Source organism: Daejeonella sp. (assembly GCF_044342615.1).
Lineage (GTDB): Bacteria > Bacteroidota > Bacteroidia > Sphingobacteriales > Sphingobacteriaceae > Daejeonella.
In genome coordinates this window covers 19529-44479 of the sequence record NZ_JBIIPN010000003.1, presented here as the reverse complement: position 1 = coordinate 44479, position 24951 = coordinate 19529, and the positions used below count along the sequence as shown (strand labels likewise).

The window sequence follows — 24951 nt, the reverse complement described above, 5'->3', positions numbered from 1 at the left end:
GAGCTAGGTGATCTTCAAGATAAAAACCCTAATCCCATCTTCAACCTTCAACTAGAGAATGCGGTTAAACAATTTCAAATTAGGCATGGACTTCTTGATGATGGTATTGTGGGCAAAGGAACTGTAACGGAGCTAAACGTGCCCTACAAGCAGAGAATTAAGCAGCTTATTGTCAATATGGAAAGATGTATGTGGGTTCCAGAAAATGTCGATACAGATTATATTGCAGTTAATATTCCTGAATTTAAATTGCACGTTTTTAGCAATAATCAATTGCAGTGGAGCTGTAAGGTGGTGGTAGGAAAGGTCATGAATAAAACGGTGGTTTTTAATGCCGATATAAAATATGTGGTTTTTAGCCCCTACTGGAATGTTCCTCAAAGTATTGTGAGAAATGAAATTCTTAAGGACATGCGTAGAGATAGAAATTACTTGAGCAAACATCACATGGAAATAACAGCTTACCGTAATGGTTTGCCCGAAATTAGACAAAAGCCAGGCCCTTTAAATGCTTTAGGTAAAGTGAAGTTTCTTTTTCCCAATAGCTATAATATTTATTTGCACGATACCCCCAGTAAATCTTTGTTCAATGAGCCTATTCGGGCATTTAGTCATGGTTGCATCCGTATCAGCGAGCCATTTAAACTTGCTCAATTCTTATTAAGAAACGAAGCCAATTGGGATGATGCAGCTATTCAGTTAGCAATGGATTCAGGTAAAGAAAAATATGTAAGCTTGACCGATAAAGTTTCGGTTTTCATCGTATATTTTACCTCTTTTGTCGATTCTGATGGGAAAATTAACTTCCGTAAGGATATATATGGTCGAGATGAAAGATTGGCAGAAATGATTATGGATTTTTAGAGCCACTCCTGTTGTTTTCTATTTTTGAATAGTAAATCCTTAGTATTTTTGAATAGCAGTAATTTTTGTCGCTAAAGCTTAATCTATAAATTTAAAAAGACCATTATTAAATGGCTTAGAATAAAAAACCCGGATTCATCTTCATGATCCGGGTTTGTTTTTAGAATTTTATTAGAGTTGAGTCCCCTGCGGTTCTTTCGGGTTGGCAGGTTTTGTGCCTTTCAAAGTAAGTATGAAGTTAGACAAATCAGCAGTTTGCTTCGCCGTAAGTGTTTTTTCCCATGCAATCATTCCCTTCTCAGGAACACCGTATTTAATGGTTTTAAAGATACTGCTGATTGTTCCCCCATGAATCCAATATTCGTCGGTTAAATTCGGACCAACAGATCCACCACCATCCGCAACATGACATGCTACACAGTTTTGCATGTAAACTGCCTTGCCAGCGGCAATTACTGCGGGACTATTATCAACTTTTACACTGCTTTCATCAATAAGATTTCCTGCTTTTGCCAAGTAAGCTGCTTTTTCAACTTCAGCTGCCTTCATTTCAATCGCATATTCTTCATCTTGAAGCGGACTCCATTTAAATACATGATAATTTAATAGGTAAACAGCTCCGAAAAGGATCGATCCATAAAATAGCACATTAAACCAAGCTGGTGTAGGGTTATCTAATTCAGTAATTCCGTCAAAATCATGATCTAACATTATGTCTTTTTCTTCGGAAAGAGGTCTTAATCCCATCAATTTAACCCAAATACTTGTTTTTGAGCTACTTGCAGACTTTTCGGCAGCTTTCCACTCATGATATTCCAGCATTTTAGCTGGTTCTGTAGCAAGAATTTGTGTTGGTGATTTTATTTCGGCTGCCATTATGCGTACTGTTTTAAGCAAAACAAGTGCAACAATTAATAGGAGTAATGATACAAGAAACAAAATAACTATTGTTTCCAGATAAAAATTACTTGTATTACCTCCAGTATTTGCCTCTGCTGCCCAGCTGATATTGCCAGAAAACAATAAGGTGATTATAAAAATTAAGCGTTTCATAATTCTAAGCTTTATCGTCATTTAATGGTAGCTCACTCATATAGTTTACGTGGTTTTTTTTCATGGTAAATAGTAATACGGTAACAATGATGAAAAAAACCATAAATATTCCTAGTGAGGTGATCAAATAAACATCTGCACCAGATGTTTTATCTATAAATTGTCTAAACATGACTTAATTATTATTAGTTCAATTAATTATTTTGATGGTTGTAATGCCACATTTCCTACTTTGATATCTGTTCCAAGGCGTTGTAAGTATGCTATAATTGCGATTATCTCTTTATCGCTGTTTACTCTGATATTGTCTTTAGCTAGGCTTGCAACAATTCCCTCGGCTTGTTTTTTAAGGTCGGAATTGGCTTGTTGCTCATATAGAGGCGCGTAGGGCACTCCAAGTGTTCGCATGGCATTTATCTTAGCCACGGTTGTAGTGGTGTCTAAGATCTGTTCTCCAAGCCAATCATATGCAGGCATAATACTTCCTGGCGACATGCTTGTTGGGTCCATCAGGTGATTGTATTGCCAAGCGTTTGAATATTTTCCGCCTTGGCGATGTAAATCTGGCCCTGTACGTTTTGATCCCCATAAAAATGGATGATCATATACAAACTCACCTGCCTTGCTGTATTCGCCATAACGTTCAGTTTCTGATCTAAATGGCCTAACCATTTGTGAATGACAATTTACACAACCTTCTCGGATGTATAAATCGCGACCCTGTAATTCAAGTGGTGAATAGGGTTTAACACTTGCAATGGTAGGTATGTTCGAAGATATCATGAAGGTAGGCATCATCTCTACCATACCACCAATTAAAATTACAATTAGCGAGAGTACTAAGAAATACATTGGTTTGCGCTCTAACGCACGATGCCATGTTTTTTCGGATGAACTAGGTGCATAGGCTGGTTCTAATGCCATAGCTTCTGCGGGTTCATCAGCGACTAATTTACCGCTTTTTGCAGTTTTATATAGGTTATAGGTCATTACAAATACACCGATTAGGTATAATGTACCTCCAATAGACCTGAAAATATGCATCGGTAAAAGTTGAATTGTTGTTTCCAAGAAGTTTGGATATTTTAATAATCCTTCTGGAGTAAATTCTTTCCACATTAATCCCTGTAAAAATCCAGACAAGTACATCGGTATAGCATAGAAAAGGATTCCTAATGTTCCTATCCAAAAGTGGAATGCTACAAGCTTTTTAGAGAAAATTTCGGTTTTGTAAATTCTTGGGATTAACCAATATAAAATGGCGAATGTTAAGAAACCATTCCATCCTAATGCTCCTACATGCACGTGTGCAACTATCCAATCGGTAAAGTGGGCAATTGCATTTACCTGTTTTAACGACAACATAGGTCCCTCAAAAGTTGCCATACCATAGGCCGTGATACCAACAACCATAAACTTTAGGTTTGTATCTTCTCGTACCTTATCCCATGCACCTCTTAAAGTTAATAATCCGTTAATCATTCCACCCCAACTTGGTGCAATAAGCATAATTGAGAATGCAACGCCTAAAGATTGAGCCCAATCTGGAAGCGATGAGTATAATAAGTGGTGTGGGCCAGCCCAGATATAGATAAAGATTAATGACCAGAAGTGTAGAATACTAAGTTTATAAGAATATACTGGTCTCTGCGACATTTTAGGTAGGAAATAATACATCATTCCTAAATATGGTGTGGTTAAAAAGAACGCAACCGCATTATGTCCGTACCACCATTGTACCAATGCATCCTGGACTCCTGCATAGATATAATAACTTTTAAATGCTGAAATTGGTAACTGAAATGAATTAACTATGTGTAACACTGCAACGGTAACAAAGGTGGCAATGTAGAACCAAATAGCTACATACATGTGTCGCTCACGTCGCTTTATAATTGTACCGAACATATTGATTCCGAATACCACCCAAATAAGGGTAATCGCAATGTCAATTGGCCATTCTAACTCAGCATATTCATGTGAAGTTGTTAATCCCAATGGTAAAGTAATTGCAGCGGCAACAATAATTAGTTGCCAACCCCAGAAATGGATGCTGCTCAGCTTATCGCTAAACATTCTGGCTTTTAAAAGGCGCTGAAGTGAGTAGTAAACACCCATGAATATTCCATTTCCCACAAATGCAAAAATTACTGCATTGGTGTGTAAAGGACGAATACGGCCGAATGTGGTGTATTGATTGCCTAAATTCATCTCTGGTTTAAAGAGTTGAAGGGCTACCAAAAGACCGACAAGCATTCCCACAAGTCCCCATATGACTGTGGCAATGGCAAAATTCCTTACAATTTTGTTGTCATAGTTAAATTTTTCAAGCATATTATTGGGTTTTATTTATGGTGTAAATCTAATTTTCAGGCCGTGACAATCATGTGACAGAACATCGAGAAAAAAGTGATTCTAATCACTTTTTGACCTCTTTTGGGATATCATCATCAAATAAAATTCGAACACCTGGTGTATAGGTATCATCGTTTTGTCCATTTTTCATCGCCCAGAAAAAAGCGAATAAAAAAATCAGTGCTAAGAATACACTACAACCAATCAAAAAGTATAAGATGTTCATATTAATTTATTTTTTCTAGCAAACACATGTGTTGCAATGCTGGTGAATGAAATGATAGTTACTGTGCTAAGTGGCATTAAAATGGCTGCAAAAAGTGGTGATAATAAGCCTTGTACCGCGAAAAACAATCCCACCACATTATATACTAAGGATATACTGAAACTGATATGTATAACCTTTACAGCATCTTTGGCTTGTTGAATGCATAGGGGTAATTTTTCGAAACTTGCTCCATCTAGAATGGCATCACAACCGGGCGAAAAATTATTGATATTGTCGGTAACGGCTATGCCTAAATCACTTTGTTTCAGTGCTCCTGCATCATTTAAACCATCTCCAAGCATCATTACCTTATCGTTTTTTTTCTGAAGTGCTTTGATGTAGTCTAACTTATTCTGCGGACTTTGAGAGAAGTGCATTTGACTTTCCCAAGGAAATGCTGGAAGTAGATACTCCCGTTCTGTATCTTGATCCCCTGATAATAAATGCATGTTTAGTTTGCTTCCTAAATGAGAAAAAAGTTCTTTTAAACCCTTTCTCCAGCTCTGTCTGAAACTGAAATGTCCAACATATCGCTCATCAATCTGTATGTAAACCGTGCCGGAGTCTTTTTTCTCAGATTTTATATTGATAAATGATGAACTTCCGATACGAACCATTTTGCGATTAACAATTCCCTCAATCCCTTTTCCAGGAATTTCTTTATAGTCACTCACAGTAAAATACTCATTGATTTTTATCCATTTTACAAGCTCTCTACTTAGTGGGTGTCCCGAATTACGAGCTAATGAGCTGATTATGCACTGTTCCTCATAATTGAGGTCGCCCTCAAAGCTAATTCTAAAACCCTCAGGAGCTGTAATTGTTCCAGTTTTGTCGAAAACAAGTGTATTTATTTTTGCCATCTGCTCCACAACAGCAGTATTTTTTAGGTAGAATTTATTTTTATCGAAAATACTCAGCACCGCCGAAAGGGTAAATGGGGAACTTAATGCCAAGGCGCATGGGCAGGCAATAATTAATACAGCTGTAAAGGCTTGCCATGCTTTAGAACTGTCATCAAACATCCAAAATGCGGCAGAGCCAAAAGCAATAACTAAGAGTACTACACTAAAATATTTACTTACCGTATCACTAAAAGTGTCAATTTCCTTTCTTTTTTCATCAAAAATTTCATTATTCCAAAGGCTAGTTAAATAACTTTGCGATACTGGCTTAATTACCTCAAGCTCAATGGCTTCATTAATTTGTCGCCCTCCCGCATAAACCATCTCACCTAAAACTTTTTGTACGGGTGCCGATTCTCCTGTAACGAAACTAAAGTCGATTACCGCCTCACCTTTCATAAGTATGGTATCTGCAGGGATAATTTCATTATTTCGAATTAAAATTCGATCCCCAACCTGCAATTCATCCATCGGGATAGGTTTTTCGCCTGCTTCACTGATTAAGGTAACTGCAACTGGGAAATAGGAACGATAATCGCGCTCAAATGATAGGTGATGGTAAGTACGTTGCTGCACCCATTTGCCTATCAAGAGGAAAAATACAAGTCCGCAAAGTGTATCCACAAAGCCCGCTCCACTTCCACTTAAAATTTCATAAATGGAACGAATAAACATCACCGCAATTCCAAGTGCTAAGGGGAAATCTAGGTTTAATACCTTATTAGTCAGGTTCTTCCAAGCAGAAATAAAATAGTCGCGGCCACTATAAAATACCACTGGAATGGCGAAAATCAAATTTAGCCAACCAAAAAATGTCTTGAATTGTTGCTCAAATGCGGCCATTCCAAAATATTCGGGGAAGCTCAAAAGCATGACATTTCCAAAACAGAAACCAGCTACTGCAATCTTTTTTATAATATCTCTATCCGAAACCTTGTTTTGTTCTTTTACTACATCCTGCAAACTGATAAGTGGCTCATAACCAATGGCGCCAAGCATTTTAACAAGTTCACGTAAGGAAAACTCTTTGTGCTTAAAGGTAATCACCACCTGTTTTTTCAGGAAGTCAATTCTTGAATTCACGATTGATGGATTAATCTTATAAAGGTGCTCTAATAACCATAAACATGAACTACAATGAATGGATGGAATGTAAAGGGTGATGATGCTAATATTCTCATCAGAATAGTCGAGAAGAGATGCTGCAATTTTAGGCTCGTCTAAATAATCATAATGAGATGAAATTACATCTTGGCTTGTTCCAGGAGCATTATTATAGCTGTAATAATTGCAAAGTTGATTTTCTGACAGAATCGTATAAACACTCTGGCAACCTATGCAGCAAAAGTCTTTTTCATCGTAATGGTATTCTTGATCTGGGCATTCATTCCCACAATGATAACATTGTTTTAATTTCTCAGTTTGGTTTTGAGTATCGAGAGTATACATATCTTCAAAAATCACTTGATTTTCAAAGTATTCCAATGATTTGCATTATTAAAGAAAGTGATTTCAATCACATTCCTTATGATAAATTGCTTTTTTAGCTTTGCCTTCTCTTCATAATTTTGAAAATTTCAATCCACATCACACCTATAAAGGCTGCAACAAGGCAATAAACTAATTCTGTAAATGAGAGTGGAACAAATTCAAAGATATTTTGAATCGGCTTAAAATAAATCGATAGCAGTAAAATGAGAATAGAAATACTGAGTACTAAGGGAATTAATGCATTTTTATATCGGATTGTAGTAAATATGGAGTAATAAAATGACCTATTGGCAAGGGTCAAGAAAATATTGCTGAAAATGAGCGTGCTATAAATAATAGTACGAACCTCGGCAATGCTGTAGTTATTCTCCATGTAATAATAACCCATCCCCAGACATGAAACTGTAATGATAAGTCCCTGAATAATACTAATTGATAATTCATTAAATGAGAAAAAAGTCGCGCTAAGTTTTCTCGGTGCTTTTTTCATAGAATTTTGTTCTATAGGCTCATTTTCAAAGATTATGGAGCAAGTCGGACCCATAATTAATTCTAAAAATATCACATGAACTGGTGAGAAAAAATTAGTGTATTTCCAGAAAAGAAGTAGGGGTACAGTAACAATTAAAATTATAGGAATATGGATAGATATAATGTATTGAATGGCTTTTTTAAGATTTTCGTAGATTCTTCTACCGATAGCAATGGCTTCTACCATGTGGACTAAATTATCATCTATGAGGATGAGTGATGCGGCTTGTCGTGCAACTTCAGAGCCTTTTTTACCCATTGCTATGCCGATATGCGAAGATTTTAACGCCAAACTATCATTCACTCCATCACCAGTCATGGCCACCACATGGCTTTTTTGCTTTAAAATATTGATAATTCTAAGTTTTGCCTCTGGAAACATCCTAGTATAAATATTCACATCATCTACTATGCTTAGGAGTTTTTCATCATTCATTTCTATCAGCTCTTTTCCATCCAAAGTTTTTTCAGCGCCTTTAAATTCGCATTGCTTTGCAATAGCTGAAGTTGTAATTGCATTGTCGCCAGTAATGATTTTTACCCCAATTCCTGCTTGATAAAATTGCTTAAACACTTTGTTTATATTTTCTTTTGGAGGATCGTAAAATGCAAGTAAACCTAAAAAAGCGAATGTGAAATCCTGCTGCTTTTCAGGAAATACATTAGCCTTTACATTAGTTTTCCCGACGCCCAATACCCGATACCCTTGTGATGCAAGACTTTGGATTTTTAAATTAATTTCAGTTTTTTCAGCTTCACTGAGCTCCGAAACATTCATTATTGCTTCGGGTGCGCCTTTTGCAGCAATATGACGATCTCCCTTTCCATTTTCAAAAATGTGCGTCATCATAGGTGGCTGGCCATCAAGAGGATATTCGTGGATCATCTTAAAATCCTGGCGATTATCCTTCGAAATTAGTTTTTTATAATGTTCGTGAAGTGCAATCTCCATCGGATCGAATGGAATTGGCTCACTTGCCCACATACCATATTCAGCCACTTCATTTAGCTTCTTTTGCTCCTTAATTTGCTCTTTATCGAGTAATTCCTTGTTTTTATGAGAATATATGGCTGCTAATTCCATTTTGTTCTCGGTGATGGTTCCTGTTTTATCAATACAAATAACTGTTGCCGCACCAAGCGTTTCAACCGTATTAAGTCCTTTGACAAGAATTCCTGTTTTTGAGAGTTTCCATGCCCCCAAGGCCATAAATGTTGTGAACGCAACCGGAATCTCTTCTGGAAGGATAGACATGGCCAATGTTAGAGCCATCAGGAGACTATCGAGGAATTTATGTGTTTGGAAATAGTAAAATATTAAGACCAATAGAAAGCAAACTAGCCCTACAATAGTCATGGATTTTACGAAACTTAATATTTGTTTGTAGAGAGGTGGTTTTTCTGTTTTAATTTCTTTGGCTAATTTGGCTAACTGCGCCGCTCTACTTTGGTCTCCGGTTGCAGTTACTCTATAAACGGCTAATCCGGATACAGCTAAAGTGCCCTGAAATACATTATTCTGATCTTTAGCACTACTTTTGCTCTGTGAAAATGATTCGCCAGTTAACACAGATTCATTTACAGCAAAGTCATTGCTATGTACAATCTCTCCGTCGGCAGCTATAACTGAACCTTCCTCTGAAATTAAAAAATCACCTAAAACAATTCCTTCAGAGGCAATTTCAATGATTTTATTATCTCGAATAACTTTAGTTTTTGAAGCAGTTAAAGCTTGTAGTAATGAAAGTGCTTTTCGTGTTCTAAAGCTTTGAAAAAAAGAAATTGTTGAGACCAAAACTACTGCCGATAGCAGGAATATTGCTTCCGAAAATTCACCCAATAAAGAATAAACAAGTGCCGAAGCAATTAAAAGAATAAAAATGGGTTCAAGAACCGTTTCCTTCAGGATAATGATGAATTCACTTTGCTCCTTCCCTGAAACCGAAACATCCTTTTTTCGTAACTCAACCTCGGCATTACTTAAGCCATGAAAGGGGAATGGGTTTTTCGTCATTGTCTGATATTTCACCATTTAAACTACTCTCAAATTAAGCATTTTGATTGATTTATCAGTCATATTTATGAATATTGACGAGCGTCATATTTTTTGACTATTGAAAAGCGTAAATTGCTATTCAGGACAATAATCCAAACATTTTTGAGATTCGAATCTGAATAATTAACGTATAATTTCACTCTTTAACCCAATAAATATGCTTAAAGTTCTCACCACAACCGATTTTTCCGCAAACTCAAAGGCAGGTATTCGCTTTGCCATTCAATTAGCATCCCAGCAAGCATGTGAAATTACTTTTTTTCACTCCTATCATATTATGAAGCCTAGTATTTGGGATGCAAAGAGATTTACTAGCTATGAAAAGAGTGAAACGGTAAAGATTAAAAACAAATTGGAAAAGTTTGTTGCTGCTATTTATAAAGCCTTAGATACTAAACCTGAAAAAGTCCATTATGTAATTAGTTGTTCCTTTGTTATTGATAGTAACATCATTAAATATACTACTGATCATCAATTTGACTTGATTTGTATTAGTAGGCGGGGAGAAGGGAAGCTGAAAAAAATATTTGGCACCAATACCACAAATTTAATTCAGCGTTCAAAAGTGCCAGTTATTGCAATTCCAAATAACTATAAAAGCATGAAAATTAAATCGGTACTCTATGCCTCCGATTTAGCCAATTTAAAGCATGAAATGGATAAAGTTATAGCTTTTGCAAAACCTCTTGGAGCAACAATCGAACTTCTACATTTAAATTATCCTTCTGATACATCTGATAATATGAAAGCCATTGAGGATGTGATTAAACATTATCCTAAAACAAACATCACCTACCGATTAGAAAATATTGATCTTATTTATAATCTGGTTTCTAATTTGGAACATGTAATAAAAAAGACTAAACCATCAATTTTAGTCATGTTTACAGATCAAGATCTTGGTTTTTTTGAGAAATTATTCCTTTCAAGTAGTACCGCAGAATTTTCATTAATTGCTTCTGTGCCATTATTAGTTTTCAAGAAAAATTGATAATATTTGTTGAATAGAATTTTATTTTGATGTTTTATAAGGGGCATTAAATTCATAAGCATTTATTGAAATTTTGAATCATTGAAAATTCCCATATCCTGTTTTTTATATTTTTAAATAAACAATTATAAAATAAGCATATGGAGATTGGTGCCTCTCAATTTTCTGATTTAAATTTAGTTCACCTAATAGGTCTAGCTAGCAGCATTGGCATTGGCTTCCTCATTGGGATGGAACGCCAATTTTCAAAAGAAGCAATTGAGCATCAGGAGCAGTTTGCAGGTATCCGAACTTTCACCATGGTGTCTATGTTTGGTTTTATTTCTGCGCTTTTATCAACTTTTGTTGGGGATTGGGTATTCGGCTTAACTTTAGCATGTGTTTTTGCTTTCGTAGTGGTATCCTATGTGCAAATGTCTAAAATGCCAGGTAATAGAGGAGGAACATCCGAATTTGCACTCCTAATCACCTTTACTTTGGGTGCATTAGTATTTTATAAGATGATTCTTTTTGCGCTCATCATCATGGTTGTGATGTTGCTTTTATTGGCCTTTAAGCCATCTTTACACCTTTTTGTTGAGAAGCTAAAACGCCAAGAATTACTTGCAATCATTTTTTTTGTAGTTATGTCGGCACTTGTAATGCCCTTCCTTCCCAAAGAGAATTTTGGCCCCTATAAACTGTGGAACTTGAAAGAAATATGGCAAATGGTGGTGATAGTATCTGGAACTAGTTTGGTGGGATATATGATCGCTAAATTCATGGGGCAAAAAGGTACAGTGCTAGCTGGATTAATTGGAGGCTTTGTTTCTAGCACTTCCGTTTCTCTTGCATTTTCCAGAAAGAGCAAGGAATCAAAATCATCATCCTTTTTTTATGCTGTGGGAATTATACTTGCTTGTACAATCATGTTCCCAAGGATACTTTTTGAAGTCTATATCGTTAATGCCAATTTGGCTAGTCAGCTGCACATACCTATTATCATAATTACTTGTGCTGGTTTTGGAACAGCAGTACTCATCTATAAAGTGGAAAATGGGAATCATAGCAATAATGAAATTGCTTTAAAAAACCCATTAGACTTTCTAACCGCCCTAAAGTTTGCCTTATTGTTTGCTGCTGTACAATGGCTGGTGAAATATGCAAGTATCCAATTTGGAGATAATGGCTTTTATCTTGCTGGTGCCATTTCTGGAATTACTGATGTGGATGCCATTACACTGTCAATGGCCAAAATTGAAAAAGCTGGGGGCAGCACAAGACTAGCCATCCAAACCATACTTATTGCGGCGCTGTCAAATACACTCGTAAAATTTTTTATAGTTATTGTTTTGGGAAGTATTGAATTGCGTAAAACTGCTCTCTGGGGCTTTTTTGCAATATTTATTTCGGGATTTGCTTATTTTTTCGTATCTTATATCTATTGATTATTAGTCATAATATAAATTTAACTATTCCCGCTCTAATTATTCCTAGCATTTTTTGGCTAAAAACAATAATCATTGCTTTTTCTTTCAAAGCATAATTTTATCGATTTTTGATTAATGATTAAATATAATATTCCTTAAATTCTCTTGTAAATAAAACATTCTGAATTAGTATAATTGTAATATAATCCTTCGAATGCATGATTATTTCAATTGATTTACATCATTTGAAAATGTGAAAAGGCAAATTTATTATCAATCGAAATTTAGAATCCTATGGCTAAAAACAAGTATTTCTTTCCCTTTATCATGGTTACTTCCCTGTTTTTTATGTGGGGATTTGTTCATAACCTCGATCCGATTCTTATCCCACATCTTAAAAAATCATTTAGTTTAACCAATCTTCAGTCGTCTTTAGTCGATTCATCCGTATTTATTGCCTACTTTTTGATGGCAATTCCTGCTGGCTTGGCCGTGAAAAAATATGGCTATAAAAAAGGAATCATATTCGGCTTATTGTTATTTGCTTTAGGCTCATTTTTGTTTATTCCTGCTGCAGATACAGGAGAATACGTATTCTTTTTAGGGGCATTATTTATTATTGCCTGTGGATTAACCATTTTGGAGACAGTTGCAAATCCTTATGTTTCACTACTCGGTGATCCGGAAACAGCGACATCTCGTTTGAATTTTGCTCAATCTTTCAACGGACTAGCAGCAACATTGGCACCCATAATTGGTGCTCGACTTATTTTAACGAAAGGTTCCTCAGATGAAGAATTAAATGCCATGACTGAAAATGCAAGGCAAATCGCACTTGCGGCAGAAGCCTCGAGCGTGAAAGGGCCTTACTTTGTATTGGGTAGCGTCATCCTAATTATTGCAGTGATTTTCTATTTTCTTCGTCTCCCAGAAATTGAGCAAAACGAAAATCAAACTGAAAGTAAAAATGTATTTCAGGCTTTTCGTCATAAACACCTGACTTGGGCAGTTATTGCGCAGTTTTTTTATGTTGGAGCCCAAGTTTCTGTTTTTAGCTTCTTTATCTTATATGCTGTAGAAGTTGCCCAAATTGATAGGGTAATAGCAGCAGATTATTTAGGCTGGGGATGCGGATTAGCATTTATGCTTGGCAGATTTATTGGTGTATTTTTCATGCGTTTTATCAAATCAGAGCGTCTGCTAGCTATTTACTCAGTTATTTGCATTTTATTGTGTATTCCCGCAATTTTCATGCAAGGTATAATCGCAGTTTATTCTGTAATTGGAATCGCATTTTTCATGTCAATTATGTTCCCAACGATATTTTCTTTGGGTATCAAAGGACTAGGCAAAGATACAGAGTATGGTAGTAGCTTAATTGTGATGGCTATTGTAGGAGGTGCATTTTTACCTCTCGCTTTTGGATATATCTCTGACCTAAGTGGTACGCTTCAATTTGGCTATATTGTTACCTTAATCTGTTTTGTAGTTATTCTTGCTTTTGCACTCAAAGGGCATAAAATTGAAAAAAAGGAATTAACAAATGGATAGATTCTGCTTTACCCTCGACCTAAAAAATGATCCTGCTTTAATTGCAGAATATGAAGCTTATCATAAAAATGTATGGCCAGAAATTATTGAAAGTATCCGTACTTCAGGAATCGAAAACATGCAGATTTATAGATTTTCGAATAGACTTTTCATGATCATGGAGGTTAATGAGACTTTTAGCTTTGATAAAAAAGGGGCATCTGATGCTGGAAATGAGAAGGTTCAAGAATGGGAAACACTCATGTGGAAATATCAACAGGCAGTCCCAGGTGCAAAAGCCGGCGAAAAGTGGGTCTTGATGGATAAAATATTTGAATTATAATTGAATACTATGGAAGAAGGAAAAGGTCATCGTTTTTTACAGATCCATCCGGACGATAATGTTTTGGTAGCCCTTCAAAATCTGAGTAAGGGAAAGGAGATTGTATTTGAAGGAAAAACTTTTCATTTATGCACAGATGTAGCCTCAAAACATAAGTTTAGCCTACAAGCATTAGCTATTGAGGATAAGATTTTTATGTACGGTGTGCTAGTGGGTAGGGCAAGTAAGCCTATCGCTTTGGGCGAATCTTTACGAGTAGATAATGTACAACATGATGCAAACGATTTTGTGCTCGCTGAACGAAAATTAGATTGGCAAAAACCAGATGTTTCTGAATTTGAAGGTAAAACATTTAACGGTTTCCACCGTGCTGATGGTTCTGTCGGGACATCAAACTATTGGTTGGTTATTCCATTAGTATTTTGCGAAAATCGTAATGTGAGCGTGCTAAAAGAGGCTTTGGATGAGAAATTGGGCTATAAAAAGGCAAAAAGTTACGAAAATGAGGTCGAAAGCTTAATTTCACTGTATAAAACAGGTAAAACTACCCAAGAAATCCTTCATGCTGATCTACAATCAACTCCTGAAGGATTAAATCAGAGCAAACTTTTTCCAAATATTGATGGAATTAAGTTTATTACTCATGATATGGGATGCGGTGGTACGAGGATGGATTCGGATGCGCTTTGCGGACTTATAGCAGGATATATTACTCATCCAAATGTTGCTGGAGCCACTGTTTTAAGCCTTGGCTGCCAACATTCTCAAATAAGTATTCTTCAAAATGAGATAGAAAAACGTGATGCTTCTTTTAATAAGCCACTTGCAATTTTAGAACAACAGAATTTAGGAACTGAACAAATTTTAATGCAGGAAGCCCTAAAACAAACATTTGCTGGTTTAATTGAGGCTAATAAAGTGACACGTAAACCTGCGCCATTGTCTAAATTATGCATCGGACTCGAATGTGGTGGTTCAGATGGATTTTCTGGGATATCAGCTAATCCTGCGCTTGGATACCTTTCTGATATTTTGGTGAGCATGGGTGGTTCTGTTATTTTATCTGAATTTCCAGAATTATGTGGTGTTGAGCAGGAGCTAAGTGATCGTTGTGTGGATGAGAAAACTGCTAATCGTTTTATGCATTTAATGCGAACCTACAACGCTAAAGCTGAAGCTGATGGCTCTGGTTTTTATGCAAATCCTTCACCAGGTAATATTAGAGATGGATTAATTACGGATGCCATGAAATCGGCTGGTGCAGCAAAAAAAGGAGGTACATCTCCTGTAACAGCTGTGCTCGATTATCCTGAAAAGGTAACAAAAGGTGGTTTAAACCTTCTTTGTACTCCGGGAAGTGATGTGGAAAGTACTACTGCTGAAGTAGCGTCTGGTGCTAACATTGTTTTATTTACAACAGGTTTAGGTACTCCAACAGGAAATCCCATAGCGCCAGTAATTAAGTTGAGCACAAATACAAATACCTTCTTGAAAATGCCTGATATTATCGATATTAACTGCGGTACAATTATCGATGGTGCAGAAACTATCCAAGAAAATGCGCATAGAATTCTTAATTATGTGATAAGCGTAGCTAATGGTGAAGTTCAGCCTAAAGCAGTGCAATTGGGACAAGATGATTTTATTCCCTGGAAGCGTGGAGTTTCACTTTAAAAATAATTTAATTAATGAGTATGTTTAGTTTAAAAGGGAAAATAGCGGTAATTACGGGTGGGGGTAGTGGTATCGGTAGAGGAATTGCTAATGTATTTGCAAGTCAGGGTGCTTTTGTAAACATTGTAGAGCTTAATGAGGATGCCGGTCGGACTGTTTGCAAAGAAATTGAAAAAAATGGGGGTAAAGCTGCCGTTCATGCTTGCGATGTTTCTGATCAAGAAAAGGTGGTCGCTATGTTTAATAGCATAGGTAAGATTGATATTTTGGTGAATAATGCGGGTATAGCGCATGTAGGAAGAGCAGATACGACTAGTGCTGCAGATTTCGACCGTATTTACAATGTAAATGTGAAGGGTGCCTATAACTGCCTTTTTGCAAGTATTCCTTTGATGAAAGCGAATGGTGGTGGCGTAATTTTAAACTTAGCTTCCATTGCGGCCATTGTTGGTGTTGCCGATCGTTTTGCCTATTCCATGAGTAAAGGGGCTATTTATGCCATGACTCTTTCGGTGGCTAAAGATTACCTAGGGGATAATATTCGTTGCAATAGCATTTCTCCTGCAAGAGTTCATACTCCTTTTGTGGATGGCTTTATCGCTAAAAACTATCCAGGTAAGGAAGCAGAAATGTTTGAAAAGTTGTCTAAATCTCAACCCATTGGTAGAATGGCGAATCCAGATGATATTGCAGGATTAGCGCTCTATCTTTGCTCAGATGAAGCTAGTTTCATCACCGGAAATGATTATCCAATTGATGGGGGATATATCAAGTTAAATAGTTAAAATCGATAATAAATTAATATAAAAAATAATAAATTTCTTATAAAAATATATTATTGTTTAAAATATAAATAAATAAAAATAGCATAAAATGAAATTAATTAGATGGGGTAAAAACGGACAAGAAAAAACTGGTGTTCTAATCGGTGAGATTAAATACGATACCTCCGCTTTTGGTGAAGATTATAACGAAGCCTTTTTTGAGAATAATGGGCTAGAAAGATTAGAGACATTTTTAAAAGCTCATGAAGGTCAATTGCCTGTGATTAGCGATAAAGAACGTTTGGGCTCTCCGATTGCCCGTCCCTCAAAAATATTATGCATTGGCCTAAATTATGCTAAGCATGCTGCCGAATCAAATATGGCAATCCCTGCAGAGCCTATTTTGTTCATGAAATCTACTACTTCTTTATCCGGGCCATTTGATCCAATTATCATTCCTAAAGATTCCGTTAAATCGGATTGGGAGGTGGAGCTTGCATTTGTAATTGGTAAAAAAGCATCTTATGTTTCGGAAGCTGATGCAATGGATTATGTAGCAGGTTATGTACTTCATAATGATGTTTCGGAGCGCGAATGGCAATTAGAACGTGGTGGAACTTGGGATAAGGGTAAGGGTTGCGATACGTTTGCCCCATTAGGCCCATTTTTAGCTACCAAAGATGAAATTGCTGATCCTCATAATTTGAGACTTTGGCTTAAACTTAATGGTAAGATGTTGCAGGATAGCAATACTGACGACTTAATTTTCAATATCCCATTTCTGATTTCTTATGTAAGCAAATTCATGACTCTTTTACCTGGAGATGTGGTTTCTACAGGGACTCCAGCTGGGGTGGGATTGGGCTTAAATCCACCAGTTTACCTTAAGCATGGTGATGTTGTTGAGCTAGGTATTGATGGTTTAGGTATCTCTAAACAGGAAGCAATAGCTTATGCTAAAGATTGATTCTCATCAACATTTCTGGGTTTTTGATCCGGTAAGAGATAGTTGGATCAATGATGAAATGGAAGTTATTCGACGTGATTTTCTTCCTCAAGATTTAAAACCTCTTTTGGATTCGAATGGTTTTGATGGATGCATTGCCGTTCAAGCTGATCAATCGGAAAAGGAAACTGATTTTTTGCTTCATCTAGCATCCCAAAATAGCTTTATTAAAGGGGTAGTTGGTTGGATTGATTTATGTGCCGAAAATATTGATGAACGTTTGGATTATTATTCTCAATTTTCATTATTAAAAGGTTTTAGGCATATTTTACAAGCTGAACCAGTAGATTTTGTGCTTAAGCCTGAATTTAAAAGAGGCTTGAATGCTTTAAAATCTTATGGATATACTTATGATATCTTGGTTTTTCCGCAACATCTTCCCAATATTTTAAAACTGATAAGTGACCAAGCTTTTGTAATTGATCACCTCGCAAAACCGGATATTAAAAATGGTGTTTTTTCACCCTGGGATAAGAATTTGAAAGATATTGCCTCTTTTCAGAATGTGTATTGTAAATTTTCAGGAATGGTGACTGAGGCAAATCTTAAAAATTGGAAGAAAGAAGATATTTATCCCTATATGGATAAGGTATTGGAGCTTTTTGGTCCCGAGCGACTCATGTTTGGCTCTGATTGGCCGGTATGTAAACTCGCAGCGGAATACTCAATGGTTTGTAAGCTAGTTGATGAATATATTGCAAAATTGACCCATTCAGAGCAAGAATTAATATGGGGAAAAAACGCATCAACGTTCTATAAACTGGATTAATGCGAGCAATTTTTTAATTGATAATATTTTAGATAGAATTCATGGATCTTAAACTAACAGACAAGGTAATTATTGTAACAGGTGGTGCCAAGGGTATTGGAGCAGGAATTGTGAAAGTTTTAGCCGAAGAGGGTGCAATACCGGTGATTGTTGGACGAAATGAAGCTGATAATCTGAAGTTATTATCTGAAATTGAATCCCTTGGTGGTAGAGCAGTTCAAATTGTTGCAGAATTAACTAAACCTTCTGAATGTGAAAAGGTTGTTAGAATTACACTTGATAATTTTGGTAAAATCGATGGATTGGTTAATAATGCAGGGGTTAATGATGGTGTAGGACTTGAATCAGGCAATTATGAACGCTTTGTAGAAAGTCTTCATAAAAATGTAATTCATTACTATTTGATGGCTCATCATGCTTTACCTGCACTTAAAGCTTCTAAAGGTTCTATTGTAAATATTGGCTCTAAAGTTGCTGAAACAGGGCAGGGTGGGACTTCTGCCTATGCTGCTTCTAATGGTGCCCGAAATGCCTTAACTCGCGAATGGGCTGTTGAATTGTTAAAAGATGATATTCGTGTAAATGCAGTTATTGTTGCCGAATGTTATACACCTCTGTATGAAACGTGGATTCAAAGTCTTCCAAATCCTGAAGAAAAATTACAAGAAATCATTAGCAAAATTCCTTTAGGCAAACGCATGACCACGGCCAATGAAATTGCTGATGCCGTAGCATTTTTATTATCTCATAAATCTTCGCACACCACAGGGCAGTTTTTCCATGTTGATGGGGGATATGTTCATTTAGATCGTTCAATAAGTTAGTTATTTTTATATTATCTAAAGAACTTTTGACTAGCAGTATCCCTTACGATACCCTGACTGTCTTTATAAATAAAATAAGCATCTAGTTTTTTATGCTTTTTTAGAAATTGGAAAGCTTTTTCAATGCCCATGCCAATTAATGCATTATCGTAACCATCGGCACTCATTGCATTTTTTGCGCGAACAGTAACACTAATAATTTGATTATCAAGGGGTTTGCCCGTTTTTATATCCATTAAATGAGAAAGTTGTGTAGTCCCACTTGGTTTAAATTGGCGATAATTCCCTGAACTTGTTATTGCACCTGATCCTAATTGCAGTATTTTTTGTAGCGCTGCACTATCATTAGTGGAGGCTTGTTCAATCCCAATACGCATTCGCTGATTTCCAGGTTGTTTTCTTCCCTTCACACGTATTTCTCCACCAATTTCAATTAGATAGTTTTTTACTCCTTTTTTGTCTAAAAATTCGGCAATATAATCTACGCTATAGCCCTGAGCAATTCCATTTACGTCAATTTTTAGGCAGGGTTTGGTCTTTATCAGCATTTGGCCTTTAATTTTAAGCTTATCAGAACCAGAACAGGAAAGTGCTTGTGCAATATCTGAATCACTTGGCTTCTTATTGTGTTTCTTTACACCAAAACCCCAAGCATCTATCAAGGGTAAAATGCTGATATCGAATACGCCTTCACTTTCATCCCAGATTTTTAGGGAACGCTTTACAACCTTTGAAAGGTGCTCATCCATTATGAACCCATTTTCTGAATTATTGAATTTATTGATCAATGAATAGGGCTTGTAAATGGATAGAGAACTATCTAATTCAGTAAATATTTGATGAATGGATTTGCTACTAACTATTTGTTTTTCAGCATAATATGTGATTTGATAACTCGTTCCTTGTGCAAAACCTTCAATTGTATAAGCCTTTAATTCTAAGCCTTTGTTTTTAGGATTTTTAAAGGAACTAAACAATATAAATATTAGTAAACTTGACAATAATGAATATTTTACAATCATGTTTTTCAATTATTTTTGAACAACATAATCATAAATCATTTTAGAGATTTTTGCCATGCTTTTAATTGCGTCTTTATCATTTTCCAAATCTTTAGAATGGAAGACTAATACATATTTGCGGCCATCAGGAAGAAAAACAATTCCCGCATCGTGATTAACACCATTTATCCAGCCAGTTTTATGGGCCACTTTTACATTTTGGGGTAAATCTGCAGGTATTTTATCATTAAATTCTTGATCGAGTAAGATTTTAATCATCGCATCTGAGGAAAATTTATTTACTAGTTCACCTTGAGCCATTTTGGTGAAAATCAATAATTGATCGTATGCTGTACTCGTATTATTTAGGCCTTTTCTGAATGCTTTGCCATCTTCAACTCCACGTAAAACCTGAATATCATTTGCTCCAATCTCACGCATGGTATTATTGGCTTTTTGTGCTCCAACAAGCTCAATAATTATGTTGGTAGCCAAATTGCTACTTTTTATGATCATGAGGTAAAGTAGATCATAAATTTTAACCTTGCTGCCTATTTTTTCATAAAGTTCAGTATCGCTATCATCTTTTGGGTCTAAAGAGAAAATACTGCCATCTACAATGCTTTTAAACTCGTTTTTTATGGTTAAATTCTCCTCAAGAGAAATCTTTTTCTCTGCAGCTTGCTTATATGCTTCAATCAAAATTGGTGTTTTCATGGTGCTTGCCGCATGGAAACTTTCCTTTTCATTGATTAAAATTTCTTCACCGCTTGTAAGATTTTTAAAGGCTAAGGCAAAGGTGCCCTTGTTTTTAGCTAATTCTTTCTGTATTTCCTTTTTTAGATCTTCACTATTGTGATTTAATTGATCACTTATCGGTGTTGTAAATAGCATGATTGATATCAGAAATGTGAACATTTTTAGTTTTTTATTACTAATAAATACTAAACGAATATAGGAAATGTAAATTTTGTATTTTTATCAATTAATTATTCATTTATGGATTTCAAACGTATAATTTTCACGGCCTTTCTTTTTGTTATCGTTCAATTTGGATTCGCTCAAGATTCTTTAAAAGTTAAAAGTGAGCTAGATCAAGTTTGGGATAATTATGATCTTTTTCACGAGGCAACAATTCAAAACCGATTCATAAAGCATGCTGATGTAGTTCAATTGATACAGAAGCACGTTAATTCGGGACTTTTTATCAATGAGGAAATTGGTAAATCTGTTCGTGGACGAAGTATTAATCATTTATCTTTTGGTAGGGGTAAGACTAAGGTTTTACTATGGTCGCAAATGCATGGAGATGAATCAACTGCCACCATGGCTTTATTTGATTTATTTAATTTTTTATCTGGGAATGATGAATTCGATCCTCTACGTAGGTTGATTAAAAATAATCTGGAACTTCATTTTGTCCCGATGTTAAATCCAGATGGTGCTCAAGAATGGAAGAGAAGGAATGAGCTTGAAATTGATATCAATCGTGATGCACGTTTATTGGTTACTCCTGAAGGCAGAACCTTAATGGATATTGCCAAAAGGCTAAACCCTGAAATTGCTTTTAATTTACATGACCAGAGTACGCTATATGCGGCTGGTCGTACCGATAAAACCGCCACAATCTCTTTTCTTGCCCCAGCTTATAATTATCCTAAAGACATGAATGAGAGCAGGAAAAGGGCTACGCAATTGATTCTAGAGATGAATGATGTCTTGCAAAGTAAATCCCCAGGTAATGTTGCCAAATATGATGATGCTTTTGACCCCCGTTGTTTTGGTGATACATTTCAAGCTATGGGCATTTCAACTATTTTAATTGAATCGGGTGGCTTTCGCGCTGATCCTGAGAAGCAGTTCATTCGTAAGCTTAATTTTTACGCTTTACTAAGGGCTTTAGAGTCGATCGCAACTAATTCTTATGAAAGCCAAAGCCTTGCAAAATATGATGCCATTCCAGAAAATAGTCGGTCGCTTTACGATTTACTGATTCGTAATATTAGCATCACAAAAGAGGGAATAGCATTTAGAACTAATCTTGGGATAAACTTAGCACAAATAAAAGGTCCAAATTTCACGAGCATGACCTACAATGGACGTGTAGAAGAGATTGGCGATATGGAGCTTAGCTATGGTCATCAAGAAATTGAGGCTTCGAGTTTGAATCTTGTCCCAGGAAAAGTCAAATTTTTAATGAAAGCAGAATGGGATAGCTTGAGCCGTGATGACGAATTTGAACTCCTAAAAGAAGGGTATTTATATGTAAAATATACGGATGCTCAAACTCCTATCGGATCAGTAAGTGGAAGAATATTGCATCTCACTAATCAGGATAATAGTCCCGTGCAAACCGCTACAATCGGTCATCAAGCTCAATTTGTTCTGTTTAGTGAATCAAAACCTAGATATGCCATTCTCAAAGGTTTTATAATTGATTTAACAAAGGAATTAAAAGATTTAACATTCCCAGAATAGACCTGGGAATGTTAATTTTTTTAGTTTGGATAAAATTCTCTGACTCTTTTTTCCTCTTGTAAGGCTTCATCAATTTTGCCTAATTTGTTTAAAATTTCAGCTCTGTATTTATGGCATTCTCCAGCAACATAAGAATCTGGAAATGATTTGGCTGATTGTGTAAATAGATCAAAGGCTTTTTGAAGGTTTTCTTTATTCTTGCTCTTCATCAATTCTTTAGCATCGAGATAATCTTGATACCAGCGTTTTGCAATAGGGCTCATGCGCTCTGCCTCTTGAAGTGTAGCAAATGGTGTTGGAAAATCAGATGAGATTTTGGGTTGAATAAGAGGTATGCTTCCTTTAAAAAAATCCTCAATTGCCATCGCAAAAGCAAATGCCTCATTATAATTGTGCTCCTTCTGTTTTAAACGTGATTCTTCTTCTGGGTTAGTAAATAATGATGCCTCAGCTAAAACTCCCGGAATGCCATATGTACCTCGTAGAACAGATGATCCTGCAGATGAAAACACGGTAAAATCTGACACTATACTCACCGGTACTTTTGTTTTGTACATGTACTTTACTAAGTTTTTAGCCAACTCTTTGCTAAAGTTCAGTCCAGCTTTATTTGAAGACGCTAATCCGTGATAATAGATAATCGGAAAATTAACACTTGAATCAGCAGTAGCATTATGATGAATTGAAACGAAGAAATCAGCTTTATTGTCTAAAGCTAGTTTAGATCGATCAGCAAGAGGGACAAAAACATCGCTTGTGCGAGTCATTAAAACTTTAGCTCCTTTGGCCTCCAGTAATTCTTTTAGAATTAATCCTACTCTAAGGTCAATCCATTCTTCACGTTCGCCTGTTGGGCCCTGACGATAACTATCTGTTGCAGCCGTACCACCATGACCGGGGTCAATAACAATAACTTTCCCCTCTAATACAGATGCTTTTTGTGCAAATGCTAAGTTAAGCGACAAGATTAATGTCAATGCTGTGAAATAAAGTCTGGAGCTGCGCATGGTTTGTGGTATTATTTGAAATAGTCTTTTTCGAATGATCCGTTTTTTCTTTGATTTTTCCGTTTTTTTTTCGTATATTAATATACAAATGCAATATAAGTCTAAGGTTTCATAATTTTTTAGAAAAACTATTAGCTATTTAAAATTTTACCATTTATTGAATTTGTAATTTTCCTTAGCCTTCCTTAGTCAAAGCTTTAAATAATTGTTTATTATTGTTTAGGCATTTTTCAGCCTTTATTTTAATTTATAATTTTTTGAAATAATGAATAAACTTCATGTATGGCTTAATAATTCTTTAATTCTTGCGGACGAAGCGCAGTTAAGCATAACAGATCTTGCCATTCAAAGGGGTTATGGAATATTTGATTTTCTTAAAACAATTGATAATAAGGCTATTTTTTTAGAAGATCACCTCGATCGTTTCTTTCATTCGGCAAGGTCAATGCGTTTGGATTTTAAAACAAGCAGAGATGAGCTTAGAAATATGATCTTAAAGCTTATAGCTACCAATAATTTAGGCGACTCAGGTATAAAAATCATTCTTACAGGCGGTTTTTCTCCCGATGGTTTCACAATTGCTGAACCCAATTTAATTATTAGTCAGCAGAATTTTCATATTCCTAATAGACTAAATGAAGAGGGTATAAGCATCGTTACTGATGAGTATCAAAGGCAATTTTCTGGCGCAAAGACGCTCGATTATCTTCATGCCATTTGGTTACAACCTGTATTAAAAGAGAAGAAAGCTGACGATGTTTTGTACCATAGTAAAGGATTTATTCGGGAATGTCCAAGGGCCAATATTTTTATTGTAAGTAAGGATAATCAGGTTTTAACTCCTGAATTTGAAATGCTCAAAGGAGTAAGTAGAAAACATGTATTGGAGCTGTCTCAAACTCTTTTTAAAACGGAAGCTAGGGATATCAGCTTGGAAGAGCTTCGCCAAGCCAAAGAGGTTTTTATTACAAGTTCAACCAAAAATATTTTACCTGTAGTAAAAATTAATGGAAAATTGATTGGCGATGGCAAGCCAGGAGAAGTTACCCACACACTTTCAGAGAAATACTTGGAAAAAATTGCTAATTCCTGAAATTCGAACAAAAAAGGGATGTTTTGAGCAATCAAAACATCCCTTTTTTGATAATAATTGAATTAGACTCTTACTTTAACAATTAACTTTTTAATAACATCATCTCCAATCATAGGTGCATGTACATCCTCAGGAAAGAAAATGGCGAATTGATTGTCAGTTAATTCAAAATACATGTCAGGAGCATCATCGTAAAATAATACATCCTTTTCCGAATTATATTCACCTCTTGGTGATTTGCACGATTGGCGCGACTTCCAACCCATTTTTTCTTTACCAGTAATGCATAGTTGGATATCGATGTTTTGATTATGACATTCAAATTTTGCAGTAGATTCCTCTTTCGTCATTCCTCCCTTTTCGGCTACTATTATTTTTAATCCTTCACTGAGGTCAGTTTTGCCGATTTCAGCGTTTTTTAAATCGATTGACTCAATGTACTTAAAGGCCTCAGCAAAAAGTGGATGAATGCTTGTGTACCTCTTGGCATTCTCTAAACTATCTATGATCATAATTTTTATTTTAATTAAAAAAAAATC

22 protein-coding genes are annotated in these 24951 nt (G+C 35.8%); 12 read left to right on the top strand and 10 right to left on the bottom strand.

What is annotated here, in order from left to right:
• The coding region (locus ACIQ0D_RS00615) for a murein L,D-transpeptidase (protein ID WP_395802083.1) at nt 1-864 on the top strand (864 nt) is incomplete at its 5' end.
• A 171-nt stretch (nt 865-1035) separates the two neighbouring features.
• On the opposite strand, the gene ACIQ0D_RS00610 is transcribed toward ACIQ0D_RS00615, so the two are convergent.
• The 6 genes from ACIQ0D_RS00610 to ACIQ0D_RS00585 all read right to left on the bottom strand — a co-directional run bounded on the left by ACIQ0D_RS00610 (nt 1036) and on the right by ACIQ0D_RS00585 (nt 9481).
• Nucleotides 1036-1917, bottom strand: a complete 882-nt coding sequence (locus ACIQ0D_RS00610; protein ID WP_395802081.1) for a cbb3-type cytochrome c oxidase N-terminal domain-containing protein — start codon at nt 1915-1917, stop codon at nt 1036-1038.
• Nucleotides 1918-1921: 4 nt separating this feature from the next.
• The gene (locus ACIQ0D_RS00605; protein ID WP_395802079.1) at nt 1922-2089 is read right to left on the bottom strand and encodes a hypothetical protein; all 168 of its coding nucleotides are present in this window, start codon (nt 2087-2089) and stop codon (nt 1922-1924) included.
• Between the two features lie 26 nt (nt 2090-2115).
• Nucleotides 2116-4251 carry a cytochrome-c oxidase, cbb3-type subunit I gene (ccoN, locus tag ACIQ0D_RS00600; protein WP_395802077.1) on the bottom strand — a complete coding sequence of 712 codons (2136 nt, stop codon included), beginning with the start codon at nt 4249-4251 and terminating at the stop codon, nt 2116-2118.
• A gap of 85 nt (nt 4252-4336) precedes the next feature.
• Complete coding sequence (ccoS, locus tag ACIQ0D_RS00595) at nt 4337-4498, bottom strand: cbb3-type cytochrome oxidase assembly protein CcoS (RefSeq protein ID WP_395802075.1); 162 nt, start codon at nt 4496-4498, stop codon at nt 4337-4339.
• Nucleotides 4495-6930: a heavy metal translocating P-type ATPase gene (locus ACIQ0D_RS00590; RefSeq protein ID WP_395802073.1), complete on the bottom strand. Its 2436-nt coding sequence runs from the start codon at nt 6928-6930 to the stop codon at nt 4495-4497. Before ACIQ0D_RS00590 ends, ccoS begins: the two co-directional genes overlap by 4 nt.
• A gap of 58 nt (nt 6931-6988) precedes the next feature.
• A complete protein-coding gene (locus ACIQ0D_RS00585; protein ID WP_395802071.1) occupies nt 6989-9481 on the bottom strand; it encodes a cation-translocating P-type ATPase in 2493 nt (830 codons plus the stop codon).
• A gap of 199 nt (nt 9482-9680) precedes the next feature.
• Here ACIQ0D_RS00585 and ACIQ0D_RS00580 point away from each other — a divergent pair, with 199 nt between their 5' ends.
• From ACIQ0D_RS00580 to ACIQ0D_RS00540, 9 genes are all read left to right on the top strand, one after another.
• The gene (locus ACIQ0D_RS00580; protein WP_395802069.1) at nt 9681-10514 is read left to right on the top strand and encodes a universal stress protein; all 834 of its coding nucleotides are present in this window, start codon (nt 9681-9683) and stop codon (nt 10512-10514) included.
• A gap of 140 nt (nt 10515-10654) precedes the next feature.
• Nucleotides 10655-11941, top strand: coding sequence for an MgtC/SapB family protein (locus ACIQ0D_RS00575; protein WP_395802067.1), 1287 nt, complete (start codon nt 10655-10657; stop codon nt 11939-11941).
• A gap of 276 nt (nt 11942-12217) precedes the next feature.
• On the top strand, nt 12218-13474 hold the full coding sequence (gene fucP, locus ACIQ0D_RS00570; protein WP_395802065.1) for an L-fucose:H+ symporter permease: 1257 nt from the start codon (nt 12218-12220) through the stop codon (nt 13472-13474).
• Nucleotides 13467-13796, top strand: coding sequence for an L-rhamnose mutarotase (locus ACIQ0D_RS00565; RefSeq protein ID WP_395802063.1), 330 nt, complete (start codon nt 13467-13469; stop codon nt 13794-13796). The genes fucP and ACIQ0D_RS00565 overlap by 8 nt, the downstream gene beginning before the upstream one ends.
• A gap of 9 nt (nt 13797-13805) precedes the next feature.
• Nucleotides 13806-15470 (top strand): UxaA family hydrolase, encoded by a 1665-nt coding sequence (locus tag ACIQ0D_RS00560; protein WP_395802061.1) that lies wholly within the window; start codon nt 13806-13808, stop codon nt 15468-15470.
• Between the two features lie 20 nt (nt 15471-15490).
• Nucleotides 15491-16255 (top strand): SDR family NAD(P)-dependent oxidoreductase, encoded by a 765-nt coding sequence (locus ACIQ0D_RS00555; protein ID WP_395802086.1) that lies wholly within the window; start codon nt 15491-15493, stop codon nt 16253-16255.
• An 88-nt stretch (nt 16256-16343) separates the two neighbouring features.
• The gene (locus ACIQ0D_RS00550) at nt 16344-17201 is read left to right on the top strand and encodes a fumarylacetoacetate hydrolase family protein (protein WP_395802059.1); all 858 of its coding nucleotides are present in this window, start codon (nt 16344-16346) and stop codon (nt 17199-17201) included.
• A complete protein-coding gene (locus tag ACIQ0D_RS00545) occupies nt 17188-18009 on the top strand; it encodes an amidohydrolase family protein (protein ID WP_395802057.1) in 822 nt (273 codons plus the stop codon). The genes ACIQ0D_RS00550 and ACIQ0D_RS00545 overlap by 14 nt, the downstream gene beginning before the upstream one ends.
• Nucleotides 18010-18050: 41 nt before the next feature.
• Nucleotides 18051-18833, top strand: a complete 783-nt coding sequence (locus tag ACIQ0D_RS00540) for an SDR family oxidoreductase (RefSeq protein WP_395802055.1) — start codon at nt 18051-18053, stop codon at nt 18831-18833.
• An 11-nt stretch (nt 18834-18844) separates the two neighbouring features.
• Here the strand turns inward: ACIQ0D_RS00540 and ACIQ0D_RS00535 are convergent, their stop codons facing one another.
• Entirely contained in the window at nt 18845-19834 is a 990-nt protein-coding gene (locus ACIQ0D_RS00535) for an FAD:protein FMN transferase (RefSeq protein ID WP_395802053.1), read from the bottom strand.
• A 30-nt stretch (nt 19835-19864) separates the two neighbouring features.
• Nucleotides 19865-20752, bottom strand: coding sequence for a serine hydrolase (locus ACIQ0D_RS00530; protein WP_395802051.1), 888 nt, complete (start codon nt 20750-20752; stop codon nt 19865-19867).
• Between the two features lie 81 nt (nt 20753-20833).
• On the opposite strand from ACIQ0D_RS00530, the gene ACIQ0D_RS00525 reads away from it, so the two are divergent.
• Entirely contained in the window at nt 20834-22312 is a 1479-nt protein-coding gene (locus tag ACIQ0D_RS00525) for a M14 family zinc carboxypeptidase (RefSeq protein ID WP_395802049.1), read from the top strand.
• Nucleotides 22313-22332: 20 nt separating this feature from the next.
• Here ACIQ0D_RS00525 and ACIQ0D_RS00520 read toward each other — a convergent pair whose 3' ends face one another.
• A complete protein-coding gene (locus ACIQ0D_RS00520) occupies nt 22333-23277 on the bottom strand; it encodes an N-acetylmuramoyl-L-alanine amidase (protein WP_395802047.1) in 945 nt (314 codons plus the stop codon).
• 307 nt (nt 23278-23584) lie between these two features.
• On the opposite strand from ACIQ0D_RS00520, the gene ACIQ0D_RS00515 reads away from it, so the two are divergent.
• Entirely contained in the window at nt 23585-24412 is an 828-nt protein-coding gene (locus tag ACIQ0D_RS00515) for an aminotransferase class IV (protein WP_395802045.1), read from the top strand.
• A 62-nt stretch (nt 24413-24474) separates the two neighbouring features.
• Here the strand turns inward: ACIQ0D_RS00515 and ACIQ0D_RS00510 are convergent, their stop codons facing one another.
• Entirely contained in the window at nt 24475-24924 is a 450-nt protein-coding gene (locus ACIQ0D_RS00510) for a YhcH/YjgK/YiaL family protein (RefSeq protein WP_395802043.1), read from the bottom strand.
• Nucleotides 24925-24951 lie beyond the last annotated feature (27 nt).

Excerpts from the sequence above, each read along its gene's own strand:
- ACIQ0D_RS00610 (WP_395802081.1), bottom strand. The coding sequence starts at position 1,917 with ATGAAACGCTTAATTTTTATAATCACCTTATTGTTTTCTGGCAATATC.
- ACIQ0D_RS00605 (WP_395802079.1), bottom strand. The coding sequence starts at position 2,089 with ATGTTTAGACAATTTATAGATAAAACATCTGGTGCAGATGTTTATTTG.
- ccoN (WP_395802077.1), bottom strand. The coding sequence starts at position 4,251 with ATGCTTGAAAAATTTAACTATGACAACAAAATTGTAAGGAATTTTGCC.
- ccoS (WP_395802075.1), bottom strand. The coding sequence starts at position 4,498 with ATGAACATCTTATACTTTTTGATTGGTTGTAGTGTATTCTTAGCACTG.
- ACIQ0D_RS00585 (WP_395802071.1), bottom strand. The coding sequence starts at position 9,481 with ATGACGAAAAACCCATTCCCCTTTCATGGCTTAAGTAATGCCGAGGTT.
- ACIQ0D_RS00580 (WP_395802069.1), top strand. The coding sequence starts at position 9,681 with ATGCTTAAAGTTCTCACCACAACCGATTTTTCCGCAAACTCAAAGGCA.
- ACIQ0D_RS00575 (WP_395802067.1), top strand. The coding sequence starts at position 10,655 with ATGGAGATTGGTGCCTCTCAATTTTCTGATTTAAATTTAGTTCACCTA.
- fucP (WP_395802065.1), top strand. The coding sequence starts at position 12,218 with ATGGCTAAAAACAAGTATTTCTTTCCCTTTATCATGGTTACTTCCCTG.
- ACIQ0D_RS00565 (WP_395802063.1), top strand. The coding sequence starts at position 13,467 with ATGGATAGATTCTGCTTTACCCTCGACCTAAAAAATGATCCTGCTTTA.
- ACIQ0D_RS00560 (WP_395802061.1), top strand. The coding sequence starts at position 13,806 with ATGGAAGAAGGAAAAGGTCATCGTTTTTTACAGATCCATCCGGACGAT.
- ACIQ0D_RS00555 (WP_395802086.1), top strand. The coding sequence starts at position 15,491 with ATGTTTAGTTTAAAAGGGAAAATAGCGGTAATTACGGGTGGGGGTAGT.
- ACIQ0D_RS00550 (WP_395802059.1), top strand. The coding sequence starts at position 16,344 with ATGAAATTAATTAGATGGGGTAAAAACGGACAAGAAAAAACTGGTGTT.
- ACIQ0D_RS00545 (WP_395802057.1), top strand. The coding sequence starts at position 17,188 with ATGCTAAAGATTGATTCTCATCAACATTTCTGGGTTTTTGATCCGGTA.
- ACIQ0D_RS00540 (WP_395802055.1), top strand. The coding sequence starts at position 18,051 with ATGGATCTTAAACTAACAGACAAGGTAATTATTGTAACAGGTGGTGCC.
- ACIQ0D_RS00530 (WP_395802051.1), bottom strand. The coding sequence starts at position 20,752 with ATGTTCACATTTCTGATATCAATCATGCTATTTACAACACCGATAAGT.
- ACIQ0D_RS00525 (WP_395802049.1), top strand. The coding sequence starts at position 20,834 with ATGGATTTCAAACGTATAATTTTCACGGCCTTTCTTTTTGTTATCGTT.
- ACIQ0D_RS00515 (WP_395802045.1), top strand. The coding sequence starts at position 23,585 with ATGAATAAACTTCATGTATGGCTTAATAATTCTTTAATTCTTGCGGAC.
- ACIQ0D_RS00510 (WP_395802043.1), bottom strand. The coding sequence starts at position 24,924 with ATGATCATAGATAGTTTAGAGAATGCCAAGAGGTACACAAGCATTCAT.